This window comes from Paenibacillus sp. BAC0078, assembly GCF_054483875.1.
On sequence record NZ_JBTLRW010000002.1, the window covers coordinates 239360 to 261129 of the forward strand.

The 21770-nt window shown below is 50.1% G+C and carries 20 protein-coding genes and 4 tRNA genes; 17 read left to right on the forward strand and 7 right to left on the reverse strand.

Annotated elements, in window-relative coordinates:
- The first annotated feature begins 48 nt into the window (after window positions 1–48).
- The 6 genes from phoU to ACX1DY_RS04550 all read left to right on the forward strand — a co-directional run bounded on the left by phoU (window position 49) and on the right by ACX1DY_RS04550 (window position 6533).
- Window positions 49–708 (forward strand): phosphate signaling complex protein PhoU, encoded by a 660-nt coding sequence (gene phoU, locus ACX1DY_RS04525; protein ID WP_458963010.1) that lies wholly within the window; start codon window positions 49–51, stop codon window positions 706–708.
- A gap of 177 nt (window positions 709–885) precedes the next feature.
- The gene (gene polA / locus ACX1DY_RS04530) at window positions 886–3555 is read left to right on the forward strand and encodes a DNA polymerase I (RefSeq protein ID WP_458963011.1); all 2670 of its coding nucleotides are present in this window, start codon (window positions 886–888) and stop codon (window positions 3553–3555) included.
- A gap of 51 nt (window positions 3556–3606) precedes the next feature.
- Window positions 3607–4449: a DNA-formamidopyrimidine glycosylase gene (gene mutM, locus ACX1DY_RS04535; RefSeq protein WP_458963012.1), complete on the forward strand. Its 843-nt coding sequence runs from the start codon at window positions 3607–3609 to the stop codon at window positions 4447–4449.
- A gap of 165 nt (window positions 4450–4614) precedes the next feature.
- Entirely contained in the window at window positions 4615–5367 is a 753-nt protein-coding gene (locus ACX1DY_RS04540) for a manganese efflux pump (protein WP_458963013.1), read from the forward strand.
- A gap of 9 nt (window positions 5368–5376) precedes the next feature.
- Window positions 5377–5973, forward strand: a complete 597-nt coding sequence (gene coaE / locus ACX1DY_RS04545) for a dephospho-CoA kinase (protein ID WP_458963014.1) — start codon at window positions 5377–5379, stop codon at window positions 5971–5973.
- Window positions 5970–6533 carry a lytic transglycosylase domain-containing protein gene (locus tag ACX1DY_RS04550; protein ID WP_458963015.1) on the forward strand — a complete coding sequence of 188 codons (564 nt, stop codon included), beginning with the start codon at window positions 5970–5972 and terminating at the stop codon, window positions 6531–6533. The genes coaE and ACX1DY_RS04550 overlap by 4 nt, the downstream gene beginning before the upstream one ends.
- 87 nt (window positions 6534–6620) lie before the next feature.
- On the opposite strand, the gene ACX1DY_RS04555 is transcribed toward ACX1DY_RS04550, so the two are convergent.
- On the reverse strand, window positions 6621–6836 hold the full coding sequence (locus tag ACX1DY_RS04555) for a small, acid-soluble spore protein, alpha/beta type (RefSeq protein WP_458963016.1): 216 nt from the start codon (window positions 6834–6836) through the stop codon (window positions 6621–6623).
- Window positions 6837–6965: 129 nt separating this feature from the next.
- Here ACX1DY_RS04555 and nrdR point away from each other — a divergent pair, with 129 nt between their 5' ends.
- The 7 genes from nrdR (at window position 6966) to ACX1DY_RS04590 (ending at window position 10933) form a co-directional block, all read left to right on the forward strand.
- Entirely contained in the window at window positions 6966–7442 is a 477-nt protein-coding gene (nrdR, locus tag ACX1DY_RS04560) for a transcriptional regulator NrdR (RefSeq protein WP_458963017.1), read from the forward strand.
- 274 nt (window positions 7443–7716) lie between these two features.
- Window positions 7717–7792, forward strand: a tRNA-Ala gene (locus ACX1DY_RS04565).
- An 11-nt stretch (window positions 7793–7803) separates the two neighbouring features.
- Window positions 7804–7876 (forward strand) — tRNA-Lys (locus ACX1DY_RS04570).
- A 717-nt stretch (window positions 7877–8593) separates the two neighbouring features.
- The gene (locus tag ACX1DY_RS04575) at window positions 8594–8671 is read left to right on the forward strand and encodes a hypothetical protein (RefSeq protein ID WP_458963419.1); all 78 of its coding nucleotides are present in this window, start codon (window positions 8594–8596) and stop codon (window positions 8669–8671) included.
- 223 nt (window positions 8672–8894) lie between these two features.
- The gene (locus ACX1DY_RS04580; protein ID WP_458963018.1) at window positions 8895–9905 is read left to right on the forward strand and encodes a zinc-dependent alcohol dehydrogenase family protein; all 1011 of its coding nucleotides are present in this window, start codon (window positions 8895–8897) and stop codon (window positions 9903–9905) included.
- A gap of 12 nt (window positions 9906–9917) precedes the next feature.
- Window positions 9918–10112, forward strand: coding sequence for a hypothetical protein (locus ACX1DY_RS04585; protein ID WP_458963019.1), 195 nt, complete (start codon window positions 9918–9920; stop codon window positions 10110–10112).
- 32 nt (window positions 10113–10144) lie between these two features.
- Entirely contained in the window at window positions 10145–10933 is a 789-nt protein-coding gene (locus tag ACX1DY_RS04590; RefSeq protein ID WP_458963020.1) for an SDR family oxidoreductase, read from the forward strand.
- A gap of 214 nt (window positions 10934–11147) precedes the next feature.
- On the opposite strand, the gene ACX1DY_RS04595 is transcribed toward ACX1DY_RS04590, so the two are convergent.
- The gene (locus tag ACX1DY_RS04595; protein WP_458963021.1) at window positions 11148–12581 is read right to left on the reverse strand and encodes an MDR family MFS transporter; all 1434 of its coding nucleotides are present in this window, start codon (window positions 12579–12581) and stop codon (window positions 11148–11150) included.
- A 109-nt stretch (window positions 12582–12690) separates the two neighbouring features.
- Between ACX1DY_RS04595 and ACX1DY_RS04600 the strand changes: the two genes are divergently transcribed.
- The 4 genes from ACX1DY_RS04600 (at window position 12691) to ACX1DY_RS04615 (ending at window position 16536) form a co-directional block, all read left to right on the forward strand.
- A complete protein-coding gene (locus ACX1DY_RS04600) occupies window positions 12691–13299 on the forward strand; it encodes a TetR/AcrR family transcriptional regulator (RefSeq protein ID WP_458963022.1) in 609 nt (202 codons plus the stop codon).
- 477 nt (window positions 13300–13776) lie between these two features.
- The gene (locus ACX1DY_RS04605; protein WP_458963420.1) at window positions 13777–15978 is read left to right on the forward strand and encodes a right-handed parallel beta-helix repeat-containing protein; all 2202 of its coding nucleotides are present in this window, start codon (window positions 13777–13779) and stop codon (window positions 15976–15978) included.
- Window positions 15979–16377: 399 nt separating this feature from the next.
- Window positions 16378–16453, forward strand: a tRNA-Ala gene (locus ACX1DY_RS04610).
- 10 nt (window positions 16454–16463) lie between these two features.
- Window positions 16464–16536 (forward strand) — tRNA-Lys (locus ACX1DY_RS04615).
- A gap of 235 nt (window positions 16537–16771) precedes the next feature.
- On the opposite strand, the gene ACX1DY_RS04620 is transcribed toward ACX1DY_RS04615, so the two are convergent.
- The 5 genes from ACX1DY_RS04620 to ACX1DY_RS04640 all read right to left on the reverse strand — a co-directional run bounded on the left by ACX1DY_RS04620 (window position 16772) and on the right by ACX1DY_RS04640 (window position 21713).
- Window positions 16772–17683, reverse strand: a complete 912-nt coding sequence (locus ACX1DY_RS04620; RefSeq protein ID WP_458963023.1) for an SDR family oxidoreductase — start codon at window positions 17681–17683, stop codon at window positions 16772–16774.
- Window positions 17684–17889: 206 nt separating this feature from the next.
- A complete protein-coding gene (locus tag ACX1DY_RS04625; protein WP_458963024.1) occupies window positions 17890–18891 on the reverse strand; it encodes an ABC transporter ATP-binding protein in 1002 nt (333 codons plus the stop codon).
- Complete coding sequence (locus ACX1DY_RS04630; RefSeq protein WP_458963025.1) at window positions 18891–19673, reverse strand: ABC transporter permease; 783 nt, start codon at window positions 19671–19673, stop codon at window positions 18891–18893. Before ACX1DY_RS04630 ends, ACX1DY_RS04625 begins: the two co-directional genes overlap by 1 nt.
- A gap of 28 nt (window positions 19674–19701) precedes the next feature.
- The gene (locus tag ACX1DY_RS04635; RefSeq protein ID WP_458963026.1) at window positions 19702–20520 is read right to left on the reverse strand and encodes an ABC transporter permease; all 819 of its coding nucleotides are present in this window, start codon (window positions 20518–20520) and stop codon (window positions 19702–19704) included.
- On the reverse strand, window positions 20520–21713 hold the full coding sequence (locus ACX1DY_RS04640; RefSeq protein WP_458963027.1) for a serine hydrolase domain-containing protein: 1194 nt from the start codon (window positions 21711–21713) through the stop codon (window positions 20520–20522). Before ACX1DY_RS04640 ends, ACX1DY_RS04635 begins: the two co-directional genes overlap by 1 nt.
- Window positions 21714–21770 lie beyond the last annotated feature (57 nt).

Below are 21770 nucleotides of genomic sequence, written 5' to 3' on the forward strand. Positions count from 1 at the left end.
CTGGAAATGACAGGCTGACCATATGTTTTTGAGGAGGCTCGCTTTTATATGATTCGCAGAAAAGAATTCGACAAAGATTTGGAAGAGCTGCGCAGCTTGCTGCAGCAGATGGCAGAGCATGTAACCGATGCGCTGGAGGGTGCGGTGCTGGCTCTGCAGACTATGGATACTGCCCGCGCACAGGAAATTGTAAAAGCAGATTTACGGCTGAACGCCATGGAAGACAGAATCATGGAAATCGGTTCACGGCTCATCATTACCCAGCAGCCGGTAGCGAAGGACCTGCGCCGTATTATTGTTGCCTTCAAAATATCAAGCGACCTCGAGCGTATGGGCGATCTGGCGCTGGATGTGGCAAAGGTAACTATGCGTATTCAGGGCCAGCAGTTAATCAAGCCGCTGGTGGATATTCCGCGTATGGCTGAAATTGTAACAGGAATGACAACGGAAGCGATCCAGTCCTATCTGGATGAGAATACGGATCTGGCTTACAAAATGGCTCAGGACGACGATCATGTCGATCAGCTCTACAGTGCGATGATTAATGAGCTGTACGCCTACATGGTTGAGAAGCCGGATTCTTTGAATCAGGCGATGCTGCTGACGCTGGTCGGCCGTTATATTGAGCGGATTGCCGATCATGCCACCAACATTGGCGAGAGCGTAGTTTATCTTGTAACCGGCAAACGTCCGGACTTGAATCAATAACAGCCGAGTGGCTGAGCGGATTTTCCGCATATGCAAACAGCAAGCTTTCTTAACCGGAGGCTTGCTTTTTTATGCAGTTCATTGCATCATCCTTATAAATTCCGGCGAAGCCGTTTTTGCTTGCGCGGGGCATATGTTAAAATGTAAGTAGTATGCGAGATAAGGCGAGGTGCTGAAGTGGACAAGTTGATTCTTATAGATGGAAATAACATTATTTACCGCGCATTTTTTGCAATGCCGCCGCTGACGAACACCGCAGGACAGCAGACAAATGCGGTATACGGATTTACGACGATGCTGCTGCGCTTGATTGAGGAGCATAAGCCAAGCCATATGATCGTCGCTTTTGATGCGGGCAAGATTACCTTCCGGCATGAGGGCTATGAAGACTATAAGGGAGGCCGGCAAAAGACACCACCCGAGCTCTCCGAGCAGTTCCCGATGCTGAAGGAGCTGCTGCAGAATCTCGGCGTGCCGCAATTCGAGATCAACGGCTATGAAGCCGATGATATTATCGGCAGCATCTCCCGCGAGGCCGACGAAGCAGGTCGCCAGGTTATGATTGTGTCCGGGGACAAGGACATGCTGCAGCTGGCCTCTGAGCATACAACCGTAGCTTTGGTGCGCAAAGGTGTTACCGAAGTCGAAATGTTCGGTCCTCAGCAGATCCGTGACAAATATGATCTGACACCTGCGCAGATTATTGACCTGAAAGGCCTGATGGGCGATGCCAGCGATAATATCCCCGGCGTTCCGGGCGTTGGCGAGAAGACGGCGCTGAAGCTGCTGCATCAGTTCGGGTCGGTGGAAGGCGTGCTTGCCGGAACGGACGAGCTGAAGGGCAAGATGAAGGAGAAGCTGGAGGAGCATGCTGACAGCGCCGTTATGAGCAAGAAACTGGCGACAATCTACAGAGAGGTTCCGCTGGAGCACTCCTGGGAGGATATGGTGTTCACCGGGATTAAGAGTGACACCGCCGGACCTGCACTTGCCAAGCTGGAGTTCAAGTCCCTGCTGGAGCGTCTGTCGTTGAGCGCCTATGCGCCTGCGGCGAACGGGGAAGGTGGAGAAGGCGCCCAGGAGGCTGCGGCGCTGGATATTACCATTGTAGGCGAAGCGGAGCTTGAGGACCTGATTGCCGCGCTGCCCGGCATCTCTGCGCTGCATGTGGAATCGAGCGGCGAGAATCCGCATCGTGCGGAAGTGATCGGCATCGGCCTTTCTTCGCCGGAGCGGCACTATTTTGTACCATTTGAGCTGCTTAAGAGTCCTGCTGCGGCGAAGCTGCGGGATTGGCTTGGGGACGATAAGGCGCCGAAGAGCGGCTATGATCTGCACCGTGCAGATCTGGCGTTACACTGGCAGGGAATCGCTTTTGCGGGAGCCGCCAATGATGTGCAGCTCGCTGCCTATCTGCTGGACCCGACGGAAGCCAATCAGAATTTGAATGATCTAACCGCCAAATACGGATTGCCCCGTTTGTCTCCGGATGAAGAGGTGTTCGGCAAAGGCGCGAAATATAAAATACCGGAGCTTGACATTCTGGGTGAGCATGTCGCCCGCAAAAGCGCCACCGTACTCGGCATCGTACAGAAACAGCAGCAGGAATTGAACGATACGGCGATGACCGGCCTGTTCGTCGATCTGGAAATGCCGCTGTCGCGCATCCTGGCCGATATGGAGAAGCAGGGGATTGCCGTTAATAGAGAGGATCTCATTGATCTCGGCAAGGAATTTGAAGCGCAGATTTCCAAGCTGGTGTCGGATATTTATTCAGTTTGCGGCACCGAGTTCAACCTCAATTCGCCGAAGCAGCTTGGAGACATCCTGTTTGTGAAGCTGGGTCTGCCTGTAGTCAAGAAGACGAAGACAGGATACTCCACGGACGCCGAGGTGCTGGAGAAGCTGGCTCCTTACCATGATGCCGTAAGGCTGATTCTGCAATACCGCACGATTGCGAAGCTTCAATCGACCTACGTGGAAGGGCTGCTGAAGGAAATTTCTGCGGAGACCGGCAAGGTGCATACCTTTTACCGCCAGACGATTGCAGCAACCGGACGGCTGAGCAGCCAGTTTCCGAATCTGCAGAACATTCCGATCCGGCTGGAGGAAGGCCGCAAGATCCGCAAGGTATTTGTACCCTCTGAGCCGGGCTGGTCGATTCTGGCGGCGGATTACTCGCAGATTGAGCTGCGGGTGCTGGCGCATATCTCCGATGACGAGCGTCTGAAGGAAGCTTTTGTACATGATATGGATATTCATACGAAGACGGCGATGGATGTGTTTGGTGTTGCCGCCGACCAGGTGGACAGCAACATGCGCCGCTCCGCCAAAGCGGTTAACTTCGGCATAGTGTATGGCATCAGCGACTACGGCCTTTCCCAGAATCTGAATATTTCCCGTAAGGAAGCGGCCCATTTTATCGAACAGTATTTCGATGTATTCAAGGGTGTGCGCCGCTACATGGATGATATCGTAGTGGAAGCACGCAAGCAGGGTTATGTAACCACGCTGCTGGAACGCCGCCGCTACCTGCCGGAGATTAATGCGAAGAACTTTAATCTGCGATCTTTTGCCGAGCGTACAGCGATGAATACCCCGATTCAGGGAACAGCGGCGGATATCATCAAGCTGGCTATGGTTCAGATGGACAAGGCGCTTTATGAGCGCGGGCTGAAGAGCCGCATGCTGCTGCAGGTGCACGATGAGCTGGTGTTCGAGGTGCCGGAGGACGAGCTGGAGCTGATGAAGAAGCTGCTGCCTGAGGTTATGGAGGGTGCGCTGAAGCTGTCTGTGCCGCTGAAGGCAGAGGTAAGTTTTGGAAGTAACTGGTATGAAGCGAAATAGGCTCCCCGCAGGGAGTGCATATCCGGTATAATGGAGTAGAGGTGAGCCAAGATGCCGGAATTGCCGGAAGTAGAAACAGTCAAAAGAACACTTAATGCCTTAATTACAGGCAAGCAGATACAGAACGTTACCGTCCGGCTGCCGCGGATTATTCAGCGCCCGGACGATATTCAGGCTTTTGCCCATATGCTGGCAGGTCATACTGTGGTTAACGTTGAGCGAAGAGGGAAGTTTTTGCGTTTCGTGCTGGATGGTCTGGTGATGGTGTCCCATTTGCGGATGGAGGGCCGCTACGGTCTTTATCAGGGAAATGAGCCGCTGGACAAGCATACGCATGTTATTTTTCATTTTATCGACGGCACAGAGCTGCGTTACACGGATGTGCGCCAGTTCGGCACCATGCATTTGTTCCAGCCGGGTGAGGACCTGCTGCTTCCTCCGCTGAAGAAGCTTGGTGAGGAGCCGCTTGCGCCTTCGTTTACACCGGAACGGTTCAAGGAGATTGTCGCAGGCAAAAGCACCAAAATCAAACCGCTGCTGCTGAACCAGGAATATGTGGTCGGCATCGGCAATATTTATGTAGATGAGGCGCTGCACCGTGCCGGCATTCATCCGGAGACAGGAGCCAAAGCGCTCACAGACAGTCAATTGGATAAGTTGCACCATGCCATTGTGGCGACCTTGACGGAGGCGGTTAATGCCGGCGGTTCCTCGGTGAAATCGTACGTCAACGGCCAAGGGGAGAGCGGAAGCTATCAGCATCAACTGCTGATCTACGGACGTAAGGACCAGCCCTGCACAACCTGCGGCACATTGATTGAGAAGAGTGTTGTGGGTGGCAGAGGCACGCATTATTGTCCAAGCTGCCAGCCATCCGCTGCAAAAGTAAAGTAAGCGCTTATAGATCAAGCTTATGCTGGAGTTGTCCATGCTGCCGTAAAAGGCAGGCACTCACTGCCCGTCCCGCCCATATACTGTGTGAAGAATGCGATAAGCTCGAACGGAGCCTATGGCGGAGAAGTCCGCCGGGCTGCCGGTTCTTCACGGGAGGGATTACGGGTGGTGAGCCCATTTTTTTCACTGCTGCTGTTGGCATTTGCCTTGAGTTTGGACGGTTTTGGTGTTGGCATTACATATGGGCTGCGTAAAATGAAAATACCGCTGCTCTCTGTCCTGATTATTTCGCTTTGCTCGGGGATAGTAATTTGTGTCTCTATGCAGGTCGGCGTGCTGCTGGCCAAGGTTGTGTCTCCTAATGCCGCATCCAGTATTGGAGCGGTTATTCTCGTCTTGATGGGCTGCTGGTCCTTGTTCCAGATGCTGATGCAGAGGGAGAAGGAGCAAGGTGACGCTGCTGCCGGGCAGGAGTCTGAGCAGGGAGAAGAGACGGCGAGGCTGGAGACAGCCGCTTCCGGCTTTGGAACTTCGGTTCATGCCGCTGCGGACGAAGCTGAGCGTGAGCCGCGTAAAGCGGCAGTTTTCTCGCTCGAGCTGCGGCATCTGGGCGTAGTGATTCAAATTCTCCGTACTCCGTCTTCCGCCGATATGGACGCCTCCGGCAGCATTTCCTCCACGGAAGCTATGGTGCTCGGAATCGCATTGTCGCTGGATGCGTTCGGTGCAGGTCTGGGAGCGGCTCTGCTGGGCTTCAGTCCAATCTCCACCTCTCTGACGATTGCTCTTTTCAGCGGGACCTTTCTGGTGCTGGGGATGAAGACAGGGCTGAAGCTGTCAGGAAGCTTCTGGATGAAGCATGCTGCGGCACTGCCTGCGTTATTATTAATTGCAATGGGAATAATGAAGCTATTATGAGGTGAGTACATGATAATGGGCTTAACCGGAGGCATTGCCTCCGGAAAAAGCACCGTATCCGCGATGTTTGTGGATAAGGGAGCGCGGCTGGTGGATGCCGATGTAATCGCCAGAGAGATTATGCTTCCAGGGTCACCGGTGCTGGCCGCTGTAGTGCAGCAGTTTGGGGAAGAAATCCTGCTGCCTGATGGTACGCTCAACCGGGCCAGGCTTGGAGAGAGGGTCTTTCATGACCCTGAAGCCCGGCAGAAGCTGAACGATCTGACGCATCCGGCGATCCGCCGCGAAATCAAGAACCGTATGTATAGCTTAGAGCAGGAAGACGCACAGAAGTTAATTATTGTTGATATCCCGCTGCTGTATGAATCTCACCTGGATAACCTGTTTCAGGAGATTGCGGTGGTCTACATACCCCGCGAGATGCAGCTCACCCGCCTGATGGAACGCAACCAGCTAACGCTAGCGCAAGCTGAAGGCAGGCTGAAGGCTCAGATGGATATTGAGCTGAAGCGCAGCATGGCTACCTATGTCATCGACAACAGCCGTGATCCGGCCCATACAGGGCAGCAGGTTGCCGCATTGTGGGCCAGGCTGGGGTTATCATGAAATGGCTGCGTAAAAAAAGAGTGCTGCTCCTGCTGTTTATAGGCTTTACGGCCATCCTGTTCCTGAGTACGAACTGGATGTCCTGGTTTTATCCCATCTATTATAAAAATGAAATCCGCAAGCACAGCGTCACCTATGAGATTGACCCGTTCCTGGTAGCGGCGATTATCCGGGTGGAGACGAATTACAAAACCGGCCGCGAGTCCAAAAAAGGCGCAATTGGCCTTATGCAGTTGATGCCGGATACCGCCAAATGGGCGCTTGAAAAGGCCAAGCTTCCCGATGTGTCCATGGAGCGGCTGAAGGAAGAGCCCTCGGCTAACATTGAGCTGGGGACGTGGTATTTGTCTTTGCTGTCCCGTCAGTTTGACGGCAACCGTACTGCGGTCATCGCTGCTTACAACGCAGGCCCGGGCAAAGTGCAGCGCTGGCTGGATGAGGGAGCATGGGACGGTACGGAGGCGTCGGTGAAGGACATCCCGTTTGGCGAGACCCGCCATTATGTGCAGCGCGTAATTTATTATTACGAGCAGTACACGGAGATATATAACGAGTTCTAGGCCGCTTGGTGCTCTTTAATTACTAAAAAGAAGTATTAAGCGGCATGTAGCCGATTAATACTTCTTAGGCAAGCTTATAGGGACAGGTTATTTGAATTGACCTGCCAGAGATTGTTCAGCCAGAGTTACAAGACGTTTAGTGATGTAACCACCGATCGAACCGTTTTCGTAAGAAGTTTTATTGCCTTGGTATCCATCTGGGGAGAGCGTGATACCGAGCTCTTGGGCAACTTCGTATTTAAGTTGATCCAAGGCACCGCGTGCATTTGGAGCTACCAGGTTATTGGAGCTGCTTTGGGCCATTGCTGTTCACCTCCTATCGGTTGGTAACAGTATTATGTGCTGGACAGGGCAACTTCATAACATCAAATAAACGGTGTTTTATGGAAATCAGAAAATGGCATCAATATAACAAAAGGAAGTGATAAGCTTATGAAATGTCCTTACTGTGATCACACCAATACCAAAGTGCTTGATTCGCGTCCGGCCAACGAGAATAAGTCAATCCGCCGCAGGCGTGAATGCGAGCTGTGCAGCCGGCGCTTTACCACCTTTGAGATGATTGAAGAAACGCCGCTGATTGTGATCAAAAAAGACGGCAGCCGCGAGGAATTCAGCCGCGACAAAATCCTCCGCGGCCTGATCCGCGCCTGCGAGAAGCGCCCCGTTTCCGTCGAACGCCTGGAGTCCATTGTCTCTGAGGCAGAGAAATCCCTGCGCGGCATCGCTCTAGCCGAAGTGGAGAGCCGCCAGATCGGCGAGCTTGTTATGGAGCAGCTCTATCCTGTAGATGAAGTTGCTTACGTCCGCTTTGCCTCCGTCTATCGTCAGTTTAAGGACATCAACATGTTCATGAAGGAACTGAAGAGCCTGCTGTCCAAAAACGACGGGGAGCTCGAGGGATTGTAAGCCTTTCCGTACTGCGGTGATGCTTAGAGGGCTGAAATGCAACCGGGACTCAGCCGTCAATTAGGCCAATTTGAGCGGACGCGCACAACGAAACCGATATGACGATGCTGAGACCCTTTCCGGGGAGTAAACTTTTTTCACAAAAGTGTTGACATGTGGCGCGAAATTTTATACTATATAAAAGTCGCCTACGAAATAAATAAATGACGAAAGCGATACGGTTTTACAGCATAAATCAGTTTTGCTTACATAGTGTAGTTGTTAAGCGCACTATGGGGCCATAGCTCAGCTGGGAGAGCGCATCGCTGGCAGCGATGAGGTCAGGGGTTCGATCCCCCTTGGCTCCACCACAACATCATATGGACTCTTAGCTCAGTTGGTAGAGCAGTTGACTCTTAATCAATTGGTCCAGGGTTCGAGTCCCTGAGAGTCCATCACAAAAAAAGAAACGGCAGAGATGCTGTTTCTTTTTTTGTGATGGACTAGTTTTTTCTACAATCATTGCACATGTGGACTGCGGTGTGTAGTGGATATTATTCTGATTTACTTTAATGACGCTTGATGACGAGGTCCTTTTTAGCGGAGGCGCGCCAGTGACCGTGTTGTAGGCAAACATTACTTGTAAGCGTGTACAGACCGCCTTATGATAGATAGCTTGCAATCCATAAGGCGGTCTTTGTGCTGTCTTCAGATTGCTACGGGTTCGCTCTGAGATAGGCGTATAACAGTAGGATCGGCTTTGAAGGCGGGGCATCCGAGGCAAAGGTTTAGAGAAAGTAGTAGCATTGGCCGGGAATTAGCCCTTGCTCTTGCGCGTTACTGATCACGGTCAATAATTGCCTCATGGCCGTTACAGTACTGCGCATGCTTTCCTCGTCTGGTTTGAAATCTGCGAAAGCGCCTCCGAACATCAGTTAGGCTCAAAGATCATATTGACTTTCTAAAATGGAGTGGGTACAATGATACCTACCAGAAACACTGTTTCCGTAAATGCGAAGGACTTAACTTTCATAAGAATCGAAAATTACTTCTGAGCAATGGGTAACAGTGTTTCTGGATTACAACATAGTATCGAAAAGGGGAGCAGCACTATGACAAATAAGGGGAAATAGGCGCTCGTCACGGGAGCTTCTTCCGATATTGGAGAGCAATTGGCGAGACAACTGGCCAAACAAGGCAGCCATCTGGTACTCGTCGCCCGAAGCGGAAGAAGCCTCCGCCGGAAATAAAGACACACCAGAAAGAGTCGTAGAGGTTGCACTTCGCGCGTAGAAGAAAGGAAAGTGTATGTCGTTCCGGGTGTACAGAATTATCTAAAGGCGCAGTTATCGCGTTCATTACACGAAAGCAAAATCTTTGGCTTGTTGGAAGCATGCTTCGTCCGCGTGAAGGATACAGCAGCAGTAATAAGAATCTGGGTAATCAATCTGATCTTACAGGGAGGACAATACGATGAAAGCTATACAACTGACAAACGGCTTCGGCTTTGAGGAATTAACCATAACGGAACTCGACAAACCAACGCCAGGCCCTAAGGAGGTGCTGATCCGCATGAGGGCAGCTTCTCTCAATTATCGGGATCTAGTGGTCCTCGGCGGATTAATGCCGATCGAAGTCAATTTCCCCTTCATTCCATTATCAGACGGAGCGGGAGAAGTTGTAGCCATTGGCCCAGGAGTAACTAGGTTTCAGGTTGGACAACGAGTAGCAGGTAATTTTCAACAGGGCTTCATTGGCGGCAACCCAAGACCAGGGGTGTTAGAAGAAAGTCTGGGAGGTCCGTTGAATGGAGTAGCGGCCGAGTATGTCGTTCTACATGAAGACGGAGTCGTCCCTATTCCCGATCACCTCACTTATGAGGAGGCCTCCACCCTGCCGATCGCGGCATTAACCGCATGGAGCATGTTAATCGAATACGGTGGTTTGCAAGCAGGAGATACTGTGCTGCTGCAAGGAACAGGCGGTGTCTCCATCTTCGGGCTTCAATTCTCGCTTATGACCGGAGCACGAGTCATCATCACGTCGAGCAGCAACGACAAGCTGGAACGAGCAAAAGCTCTTGGCGCATGGCAAACGATCAACTATTCGGAGGTTCCTGATTGGGATAAGGCAGCGTTAGAGCTGACTGGCGGCGTTGACCATGTTCTGGATGTTGGAGGAGCGGCAACGATAGGGAAATCCATAAATGCACTTCGCACTGGTGGGACCGTAAGTATGGTCGGGTTCTTATCGGGCTTGACCATTCCGGAATACGATGTCTCCAGCATCTTGCATAAAGCCGCAACGGTTCGCGGCAGTCAAGTCGGCAACCGGGATCATTTTGAAAAGATGAATCGAGCGATTGCCCATAATCGTTTACATCCCGTTATCGACCGTGTATTCCCTCTAGACCGAATTGGAGAAGCATTCGCGCTCTTGGCTGAAGGAAAGCAATACTTTGGTAAAATCGTAGTCCAAATCTAAAATCTCTCAAAAATGACATTGGAGGCGCAAGCCGCACCAGCGAAGCATGGGCTTGCTCCGGAGTTCAGTCCGCAGGGAGAGCTTATCGGAAGCTGGTATGATCTGGAAGGCAAACTGTATGGCGTAACTACAGCTGCAAGCCATAACGGATATTTATATCTAGGAACGGCACCTGGAGGCAGCAAGGGCGTTTACGTGTGCTTTTAACAAAATAAGGTTGGAATCTGGGAGGGTGCGAAATGAATCTGGATGATTTGGAGCTATCTTGGAATGAGAAGGAGAGTCTGACCGGCAAAGTGGCCTTGGTGACAGGCGCTAGCAGCGGAATCGGGGCATCGATCGCCAGGAAACTGGTAAAGCGCGGCGCCCATGTGACTGTAGTGGCACGTCGACGGGATCGATTGGATGAGCTGGTTAAGGAATTGCATCAAGAGGGATTGTCCGAGGTTATGGCGGTACCTGCTGATATTCAAAAGGCTGAAGAAGTACAGCGTGTGGTCAATGAAACGATTAACCGCTGGGGCCGTCTTGATATTATAGTTGCCAATGCAGGATTCGGGTATCGAAGTCCTTTGGTAGAAGTGGATCTGGAAAGATGGGAGGAGCTGTACAGGACGAATGTACACGGTCTAATGTTGACGCTGCACTACGGGCTTCCGCCAATGCTGGGTCAGGGCAAGGGAGATGTCATCATCATCTCCTCCATTGCCGGCAAGGAAGTGATTGCCGGAGGAGGTCCCTACAGCGCTACCAAATACGGCGTTAACGCTATAGCGTCTGCATTACGTTTGGAAACAATCGATCAGGGGATTCGCGTTACGACGATTCAGCCCGGGGCGGTGGCAACGGAATTTTCTCAGGTAGCCGGTTATTCCGAGGATGAAATACGCGCGTTTGCTTTGAAAGTCCTGCCGTTACATCCCGATGATGTTGCAGAGGCAGCACTCTATGTATTGGAGCAGCCTGAGCATGTCAGCATTCCGGAACTAACCATTATGCCTTCAAGGCAAGCCCAGCGGTTCAAATAAAACGACGTCCAAATATGAACCGCCGTATGCCAAAGGTATGGACGGTGATGTGAGAGGTCGGGGACTTACTGTCTTGTTTCGTGTGGTTGTGAATCGGATTCAGTAATCGCGCAGTGCAGCGTTTCGTCCGTAGCCGGCCAAAACTCAGTCCCACGAATAAGTGAAGGACTGAGTTTTTCGTTGTTTTAACAACAAATGCCCAAGCTGGCTTGTATCAACCAGCCCGGCTTGCAGTGGTCCGTTTTACGGCTGGTAGCAGGGCTGCGGGTATCAATCCGACCAAAGTGAAGCCGAGCGACCAGAGGAAGGTGTGGTCGTACGCCTGGGCGGTGGTTGCGGCGGTCAGTGGAGCGACCAACTGATTCTCCAGGATGACGGCCAAGACGGACGCGCCGAATGCGCCGCCCACCTGTTGAATGATTCGGGTAGCGCTGCTGGAATGGCTGATCTGCTCGGGGCTCAAGCCTTGATAGGAGGCGGCGAGCACTGGAAGAAACACCGCCCCGAGGCCAGCTCCCCGGACAACGAGGGCGAAGCCGAGCATATACAGACTGGTCTCGGTGCCCGCCAGCGTAAACGGCAGCGTACCGAGCGCAGTGAGCAGCATGCCAGCTATGACTACCGGACGCGGGCCGATTTGGTCGGTCAGCTTGCCAGCCCATGCCCGGGTGAGCAGCATGCCCACGCCTTGCGGTACAAGCAGCAGTCCGGAAGCAAGAATGCTTTCGCCGCGAACCTGCTGATAATACATAGGTAAGAGCAGCATGCCGCCATAGGTGGACAGCCCGGATAGGAAGAGCAGCAAGGAAGAGGCGGTGAACGAGCCTACCCGGAACAACCTGAGATCAATGATCGGCACCTCGGCAATTCTGAGGGCATAGACGACGAAGGCGGAGAGCAGGGCTACTCCCCCAAGCAATGGGATTAGCACGGCAGAGTATCCAAATCCGTGATGTGTCCCTACCTGAGTCAACCCGTAGATGATAAACACCAGAGAGGGAGAAAGCAGCATAAGGCCGATACCATCTAGATGTGCGGACTGCCCGGACGCCGTATCCTTCGGCAGCCAGCGCCAGGCCAGCACCAGCGCGATGAGGCAGATCGGAATGTTCACATAGAAGATCCAGCGCCAATCCAGCTTGTCGACGATGAGCCCGCCCAGTACCGGACCGAGAATCGGCCCGATTAGGGCAGGCAGACCGGCGACCGCCATCACCTTGCCGAGTTTTTGGGAGCCGACGGCGCGAACGAGCATCGTCTGCATGACCGGCATCATCAGACCGCCTCCGATCCCTTGGATAGCGCGGAATACGACTAGGCTGCCCAGATTCCACGCCAGGCTGCACAGCACGGAGCCGGCCAGGAATATTGCCAGTGCGGCCATCCATATCCGTTTTCCGCCGAATCGGTCCATACCCCAGCCGGTCACGGGGATGACTATTCCCAGCGCCAGCAGATAGCTGGTCATGACCCATTGGATGCCGGATACGGAAGCATGAAGGGCTTCTCCCAGCGTATGAATGGCTACATTGGTAATAGTGGTGTCGAACAATGGGGCGAGTGTTCCGATCAGAAGAGCTGCCATCATCCGCACGAGGGTGGGGCTCATGAACGATGCTGGCTCTTGAGAATCTTGTTGCGATTTCATACAAACCACTCCTTGAACATTTAATAAGATACCATTAGTTTCTTATTTGCATACTATGGTATAATAAACGAATAAGAAACGCAAGGTTTTTTATTGATGGAGGACGACGATGAGCGAGAAAACCCGGGAAGAAGCAAAAAGCGACATTCGTCGCAGAGGACATCAATTGGAAGCGGCCATTCATCAAGCCGTGTGGGAGGAACTCGCGGCGGTCGGATTTCCGAGGCTCACGATGGAAAGTGTCGCCGCGCGGGCGAATACGAGCAAGCCGGTTCTGTACCGGCGGTATGCCAACAAGACCGAGCTGGTGCTCGGCGCCATACAGTCGCGAATTCCCACTCCAGAGGACGAAATTCCCAATACAGGAGAGCTGCGCCAGGACCTGCTGGATGCTCTAGCAAATATGAACCGCAATGTGGAGAGGATCGGAAGCGACACCATTCGCAGCCTGTTGGTTGAGTTGGACGATCGCCCGCTATCTGCGACTCTCTTTCCCAAAGGCCGCTCCAGCCATACGATGAAGACCATTCTCGGTCGTGCGGAGGCTCGGGGAGAGCTTAGTATGGATCGGATTTCTACCCGGATAATGGCTATGCCCGTCGATCTGATGCGCCATGAGATATTTTTGTCCAACGAGACGGTATCTCCGGAAACGATTCGGGAAATTATCGACGAGCTTTTCTTGCCGCTGCTTCGCACCGTCGGTTTGAAGGGATAGCGCGGCAGAATCAGGGAGCATGGAGGTTATTGCAGGCCTGTCCGTTCAAAGGACGGGCTGTTTGGCGTGGACAATAAATATTGAAATAGTTCCATTTTTATCTAAATGCAACGGCGAAGCTATTCTTCATTATTCCTTGAAAAATCCTCCATTTCTTCCCATACATCTGCATTTGCCAATGTAGCTAACAGAACAATATTCAGGATATCCTCAATTATTCCAATATAGTACTCATGCGTTTATCGTGGCTTTGTCAAAAAAATCAATAAGTGTATAGTGTATCGCCGTAAGAATCATAAATCTTAAGCTGTTATAAGTCGATAAAATAACTAGGGCTTATATATACATAGGTTTTAATCTCAGAACATACTTAGTAGTGAACTTAAGCCCATGCGTAGAAGCCGTATCTAAAATACAATTCATTACAGGAGGTAGGTTGTGGATAGGAGAAAAGGCAGTAGGTTTTTAGTTGTGATTATGCTGATTAATTTATTTGCTTTTAATTTGGGTGGGGAAACTGTAAAGGCAGCTTCCGTATATTATGTTTCTACGACGGGGAATGACATCACTGGAACCGGTACACTTTCAAATCCATGGAAAACCATACAAAAGGCAGCAGATACCATGACAGCTGGAGATACCTGTATCATACGAGGGGGTACATACCGGGAAACAGTAACGCTTAATACTTCCGGAACTTCTGCAAATCCTATAAACTTTAAGGCTTATACAGGAGAGACCGTAACAGTATCCGGTGCCGATCCGGTTACTGGCTGGGTAAATTACTCCGGGTCCATTTATTATGCGGCCATGACTGGTTCCCTTGGAACAAAAGATCAGATATTTGTTAATAAGCAAATGCAATTTGAAGCCAGATGGCCCAATTCAGCAACACTTGATCCCTTAAATTCAACATTTGCAACAGTTGATTCCGGTTCCACCACAACCATCAATGATGGGGATTTAACTCAGGCAGCAGGATACTGGGTTGGCAAAACCGTTTGGTTTGTTCCGGGAACAGGCTACAAATCTTATCAAAGTACCATCACCAGTTCAAGTGCCGGCTCCATTACCTTTGATAAAGTGGCTACTGCAGCGGCAGCCGATAACAGCTATTATATTACCGGTAATCTCAAAGATCTTGATAGTGCGGGAGAATGGTATTATGACAGCAGTACCGGAAGGCTTTATTTATGGGCACCTGGTGGAGTTAATCCGAATACTTTGACAGTAGAAGCAAAGAAGCGTACTTATGCATTTGATTTAAGTTCCCGCTCGTACATAAATATTACCGGAATTAATATCTTTGCCTCCAGCATTAAAATGTCTGATTCTAATTACTGTAAAGTTTCTAATATGACTGCGGAATATGTCAGTCATGATTCGGATGTTACCAGCCAATATAGTACAGGGATATTTATGTCCGGTACCAATAATGAGCTTAGAAACAGTACTTTGACCTACAGTTCCGGTAATCTGGTGAGTATACAGGGGACAGGAAATAAGGTAATTAATAATCTTATTCATGAAGCAGATTATTCGGCAGCGGATATTCCGGCAATCTATCTACTGGGGGAAAACCATCTAATCAGTCATAATACGGTATATAACACCGGGCGTCATCTGATATTTATGCCTACCCAGAATAGCCGGATACAGTATAATAATCTGTACAATGCAGGAAAGCTGACAAAAGACTGCGGAATACTCTATGATTTTGCCTGGGATGGGCAAGGGACGGTAATTCATCATAATTACATCCATGATAATCTGGCAAAAAATTATTCCGGCACTGGTATCTATCTGGATAATGGTAGTAAAGGTTATATTGTGCATCACAATGTTGTATGGGGAAACTATACAGGGATAAGATTAAATACACCTAGTAATTTTAACCTGATCTATAACAATACCACCTATAGCAACGGAAATGTGGGATATTGGGGAAGTGATTTTCAGTCAGATATGTACGGGGACAGAATTTTCAACAATATCTTTACTACAGCCTTTACACTGCCTGGTACTCATATAGAGGGAAAAAATATTACCTCAGGAACCAATCCGTTATTTGTGAATCCCGCAGCATATAATTTCAGGCTGAAGTCTACTTCTCCGGCTATTAATGCAGGGGTCGTAATACCTGGAATCACGAATGGTTATGTTGGTGCGGCACCGGATATTGGAGCATATGAGTACGGCGGAACTGACTGGACTGCCGGGCATAATTTTTCTTCACCACCGAACCCGGTTTTTGAGAATGTCAGCGTACTTTATGTTAATAACGTAAGGCAATCTGATTTCGAGAAAGGGATAAACTCACCCTGGGTAACAGCATATTCAGGTACTGCTGCAAGTGTATCGGTACCAAGAAGCGGCTCTAAGAGTGTTAGACTGGGAACCGGGGAAGATGGTATCGAGCAGGTACTTACGGGGCTAAGTCCTAATACCAGCTATATATGTACCGCGTGGGTTAAGGCAGACACAGGAGAGCAGATTCAGATTGGTGTTAATGGCTTTGGAGGAACGGATGTATCTGCAACATCTGCCAGTACATCCTGGACAATTGTAAGCATTCCTTTTACAACCGGAGCAGGTGCTACCAGTGCAACAGTGTATGCTTACAAGAAGTCCGGTACAGCATATGTTTATGTGGATGATTTTGGGGTAGTTGAACAATAAAATATTTTACTGGTTTTCATGTTTGACAGGATAGGCAGAAAGGCAGAGGAAACCCTCTTTGTGGTTTAATGACGATCCGACGAAAAAGACAGAAGAAGCGCTCTCCAAATAATTTGATGACTTGCGTGTGACGGCTGAGATGGGAAGCAAGTAATCCATTGGTACACGTAAACAGAAGGGTTTAATTCTGCGTTTTGGAAGTGGTGTGCCCGAGGGGTCAGGCCCAGAACAGCCAATATGGGGGCCGGACCCAAAGGTCGCCTGAGGAAGCAAAGAGGACACAAGATGAAGAATACGCAGACGGGAATAAAAAAATTATTGGATGGTTGACAGATCTTACGAGTTCATGATATGATCTATCTTGTGCTTGAGAAATTGATAGAACGTAATAAGCGCCACGGGGCCATAGCTCAGCTGGGAGAGCGCATCGCTGGCAGCGATGAGGTCAGGGGTTCGATCCCCCTTGGCTCCACCAGACGTCATATGGACTCTTAGCTCAGTTGGTAGAGCAGTTGACTCTTAATCAATTGGTCCAGGGTTCGAGTCCCTGAGAGTCCATCACAGAAAAAACGGCAGAGATGCCGTTTTTTTGTTGTTTTGGGGAGCGGAGAGAGGGATTATAGAACCTATCTGTGACAGACTAACCATTGCTCCCTGAATTCCTACTGGTTACTGTTACGGACCCCACAGACCTTATTTTCTCTGATTGGCATAAACTGCATCTGAGTCCGTAAGATAGACGGAACAGCGTTTTTAAAGGAAATAAAGACTCTACGGTCCGTAACATTCGCGTTTATCTATATCCTTCAACATTCGCCGGTTTACCGGCATCTATGACCTCGACCATGTAACGCCAGCAATCCGGTTGCGAGTTGTCGAGATCCGTAAGCCTGTAAACTTGCGCAAGCTCTCCGCTTGACAGGGATTGTCCATTCCATCGTGATAGCTCGGGATCTTGAGCAAGGGCAGCAACGGCCCGGCCTACATAACGGGGGGATTCCGAGATGATGAAGTGAGGTTCCTTAGCCGCAGCATCTTGCCAATTTTCTTCATGTACTCCATAATGTTCGAGCATCATTTCCGAACGAATCCAGCCTGCCGTGAGCGCCACCGCTGTACATCCATAAGGTTGAATCTCCTGGGCAAGAGCCCATGCCATGCGAATAACGGAGGTTTTAGCCTGATCATAGAACATAGATACCCTGTAATTTTTATTATTATATTCAGTTATTCCATCCGTCATCTCTACAATCAAACCATCCTTATTTTTAATTAGGAGAGGTAGCGCAAAATGGCTTGTAATGAGATGTGTATCTATAGCGAGCCGTAACATATGCAGACCATTTTCAAGTGAATGTTTCCACAGCGGGACATTCCATTCAATCATCTTTTCAGCCCCCCATATATCATTCACGAGAATGTCTAGCCGGCCCTGCTCTTGCTCAATACGATTCACCAATTTCTCTACCTGGACAGGGTCCAAATGATCGACTTGAACCGGGATTCCGTGGCCGCCAGCCATGGTGACAAGCTCGGCCGTTTCTTCTATTGTTTCAGGACGATCGTATTCGGAACGATGGGCTAAAGTCGATCTTCCTGTCACATAAACCGTCGCGCCAGATGCTCCTAACTCGACGGCGATACCACGGCCGGCTCCCCTTGTAGCCCCAGCTACTAAAGCGATTTTTCCTTGTAAATCCGTCATTTCGTTTATACCTCCTTTGATGAATACAACTCCATTATAGATTGTAATGACGACATCTCTTGTCATATATGAAGGATATGTGTTTAGAAATTGGGGGAAAACGGATCGAAGCCAGTCACAAAGAGGTACATCACAGAAGAAGAGAGACGGCAGGGATGCCCTCTCTCTTCTCAGTAAAGTAATACGATCCGCCCGAAATCAAACCGCTATCCGGACGCACCTTCCGTATTTTCGTAAATATTCATAACCACCTGCTGGATCGGCAGTTCTTTGACCGAAATGTCGGTGAACCGGTGTTTCCTGGAGATGTCTTCGATAAAATCGCTGATGGAAATATGTGCTGTATCCACTTCAAGCGTAATTTGCAAGTCAGACTGCCGCTCAATTACCTTGGTGTAGGCATTGTCGAAGTTGGTCCTGTGCACAGACTCCGCAAAAGTAAAACTAACCCGTTTCTTCTCTCCCAGAAAAACCTTCAGCCGCTGAAGCGAATCATCAAAAACCTTGCCCCCGTGGTTAATGACAATGACCCGGTGCGCAAGCTCCTCCACATCCTCAAGATCATGGGTGGTCAGAATACAGGTCATATTCTGCTTCTTGTTCATCTGGTGGATGAATTCGCGGATTTTGACCTTGGCGATCACATCAAGCCCGATAGTCGGCTCATCCAGAAACAATACGTCCGGCCGGTGCAGCATAGCCATGACGAATTCGCATTTCATGCGTTCGCCAAGGGACAGCACTCGTGTGGGTTTTTCGATCACATGCGCAATATCCAGCAGCTCAGTCAGCTCTTCCAGCCGGCTTTTAAAGTCCTGATTGGCGATTCCGTAGATTGCCTTGTTCATGTTGAAGCTGTCGATAGGCGGAATATCCCAGATCAATTGGGATTTCTGGCCGAATACGGCTCCGATTTTGCCGACATAGCGCTTCCTGTCCCGGGCAGGCGAATAACCAAGAACTTGAATTTCCCCGCTTGTGGGATACAGTGCGCCGCAGAGCATTTTGATCGCCGTTGATTTCCCTGCCCCATTGGGACCCAGAATCCCGCAGATTTCCCCTTGCTCAATGGCAAAGCTGATATCGTTGACGGCATGGACCACGACTTCTTCGCGCTGGAAGAAGCTCTTAATGGTCTGCCCCATACCTGCGCCCCGCTTATAGGTTTTATACGTTTTGGTCAAATGCTTCACATCAATAACCGGCATTATCCGCCAACCCCCTCGTACAATCTGATCATATGCCGGTATACCCATACTCCCGCTGCCAGAAATAAAAAGCAGGGCAGAACAGCAGCAAAATCGCTGGCGTGCACCCGGCCGAGAAGAGCTGAAGCAGGGAAGAAGCCTACCATTCCCACAGGAATTATCATCGTGGCCAAAGCCTGTACAGCCTTAGGAAATATGGGCAGCGGATATTTTCCGATATGAAGCACACTGTCAGCAAGCTCGGAAATTCTCGAGTTTCCCACCCATTTGAAGGACATAGCGGCCATCATTAGAGATAATCCTGCCAGGACCGCCGTCCCTGCGATAAACATCCCGGCAAATTGGAGCCAGGAAAAGACCGGAATGGCGCCTACATGCATAGCGGAGAATATGAATAGCGAAACACCGCCCAGAAACAGGCCAATACTATCTGTAGAAAATGTAGTGGCAATAATAAAAAACAGCGGATTCAGCGGTTTCATAAGAATAACCTCGAAGCTTCCCTCACGGACATGCGACATGGTGGTCCAGAGAACACCGCCGAAAATAAGGCTCGAAAGGCCGCTGGACATGGTGAATACAGACTGGATCAACAACACCTCGAACAAGCTCCAACCGGGAAAGCTGGTGCCCGCCCGGTAAATAAGCAGGGTCACCAGCGGAAACAGAATGTTGCCGATCAGCGTGATCAGACTGCTGGTGATGAAATTCATACGATAGGCCGCAGCCGACTGGAAAGCGGAATACATGCACTGCCTGTAAATATCCAGATACCGTTTCATGTAAAGAACTGTCCTTTCATGGGGTCATTCACGCGCCGACAGCGGTAAACTGCTTCATGGCGAGTCGGCGGACAAGCTCATTAAATCCGAACGTAACCAACAAGGCCACCGCTTGTAGGCCCACAGCTTGCTGAGTGGAAAGCTCGATGCCTCCAAGTGAGTAATGGCCGGTAAAAACCATTGCGGGCATGTAGGCCATGTACTGAAACGGCAGGAAGAACTGGATTACCTGAAGCCAGTGCGGAAAAAAATCAAGCGGAATAAGCGCACCCGAAAAAATACCCGACACCAGCATAAAAGCGCTTCGTATTCCATCTGACTGGACAAGCCAAAATGAAGTCAGGCCAATCATGTAGTTCACATAAAAAATCATCAGAAAGGTAAGCACCACCGACAGAAACGTCCATGGAAGGCTTGCCGGCCGCATATCGACTCTAAAAATAAAAATGAAGATCAAAAGGCAGGGCAAAAATTCGAACAGGAAACCCAGAGACCGGTGTCCGATTTTCTGAAACAATGCGAAAGAACGGTGATGGATCGGGCGCAAATGAAAGGTAAGAAATTTACCGGTTCGCACAAGCATGGACAAGTTCCAATCGGCAAAATCCATGACCAGGTAACTGATAAGCGCAGTAGCGCCGAAGTACCGGATCATCTGAGGGAGCTCAATACCGCCGAGCGAAGAGTGATCCCCATATACCGCCGTCCAGATAAAATATTGCACCATAAAATATACAGGACCGACGATGATGGACACCATGGAATGAGTGCGGTAGGCGCTCCACTCTTTGTAGGTCACGTCCGCCACCGTGCGGCAGACAAGCCATTTGTGTCTAAGGCTGTTCATCAGGTGAGTCCTGACCAAATGATGTTGGTCACATTAAACAACCCTTCAGCGTACCAATTATCACCTACAAAAGGTACAAACCATACGGCAGCGAGCTGTTCCGTAGGGTCAATGACCATGGAGCAGGCTCCCGCGCCTTCATGACCATAGGTAGTTGGGGAGTAAAGGAATCCGGGACCTCTTCTCATATCGAGTCCAATTCCGTAGCTCCGGTCGCTGTTATTGGCTCCCCAGCAGTGATCGGGAACCCCGTAGAGGGTCCGGGTCGTAATTTTCTCGACTGTTTTGCGGCCAAGAATACGTGTATCGCCCAGCGTTCCCATACCCAGGAGCATGTTGGCGAATCGGATGAGATCAGCCGGTGTAGAGGCGAGACCCCCTCCGGTTCTGGAAACCGTATTCCATAGCTTCTCCATCTGCGAGACTTCCGGCTGACTGCCATTGATGATATCGTTCAGGCGCTTTTCGTGTCTTTCGTTTCTTATAATGGTGCGTCTGGCTAATTCGGGCGTCAGATCAAAAGCTGTGTCCTTCATGCCCAGAGGCTTCAAAAGTTGCTCTTCTATGTACTGCTCAGCAGTTACGCCAGTTACTTTTTTAATGATTTCTCCGAGCAGACAGAAGCCAAACGAGCAGTATTGCCATTCTTCACCTAATTTTTTGTTAACCCCGCCGCTCAGCGCAGCTTTGATCCAGTCCGCCTCACCGTCCTCAGGGTTATATCTTTCAAAATACTCATCAATGATCTGCCAATAAGACTTATGATAGGGATTTGTGATATCTGCACAGTCGGGAAACATGCCCGAGGTATGGGTCAGAAGGCTGTAAATGTCGATTTTATCAAATGGGTCCACATTAAACGGCTCCAGTATGGTGCCGACAGGGGTGTCAAACCGGAGAATACCGTCCTGGGCAAGCTTGGCTATCGCAACTGAGGCAACGGCTTTGGTGATGGACGCGATATAATGAATGGTTGTTGGTAAAAGCGGCTCTGTTCTGTCTTCCCGGAAAGAAAGTGGTCCAATGGCACCATGCATAAAAGTCTTTCCATACCTTGAAACGCAGTAAGATGCGGCCTGGATCTTTTTTTCTTCGATCAGCTTCTGGAAATGGGCATTCAAAACCTCGATTCTTGAACTGTCATAGCCTACCTCTGCCGGTGAACAGTCGGTAACGCCTTGAGTATGCAGCATAACATATAAGCCTCCTTAGAAATATCTGTGCCATGCAAGGATAACCACTCAATAAAA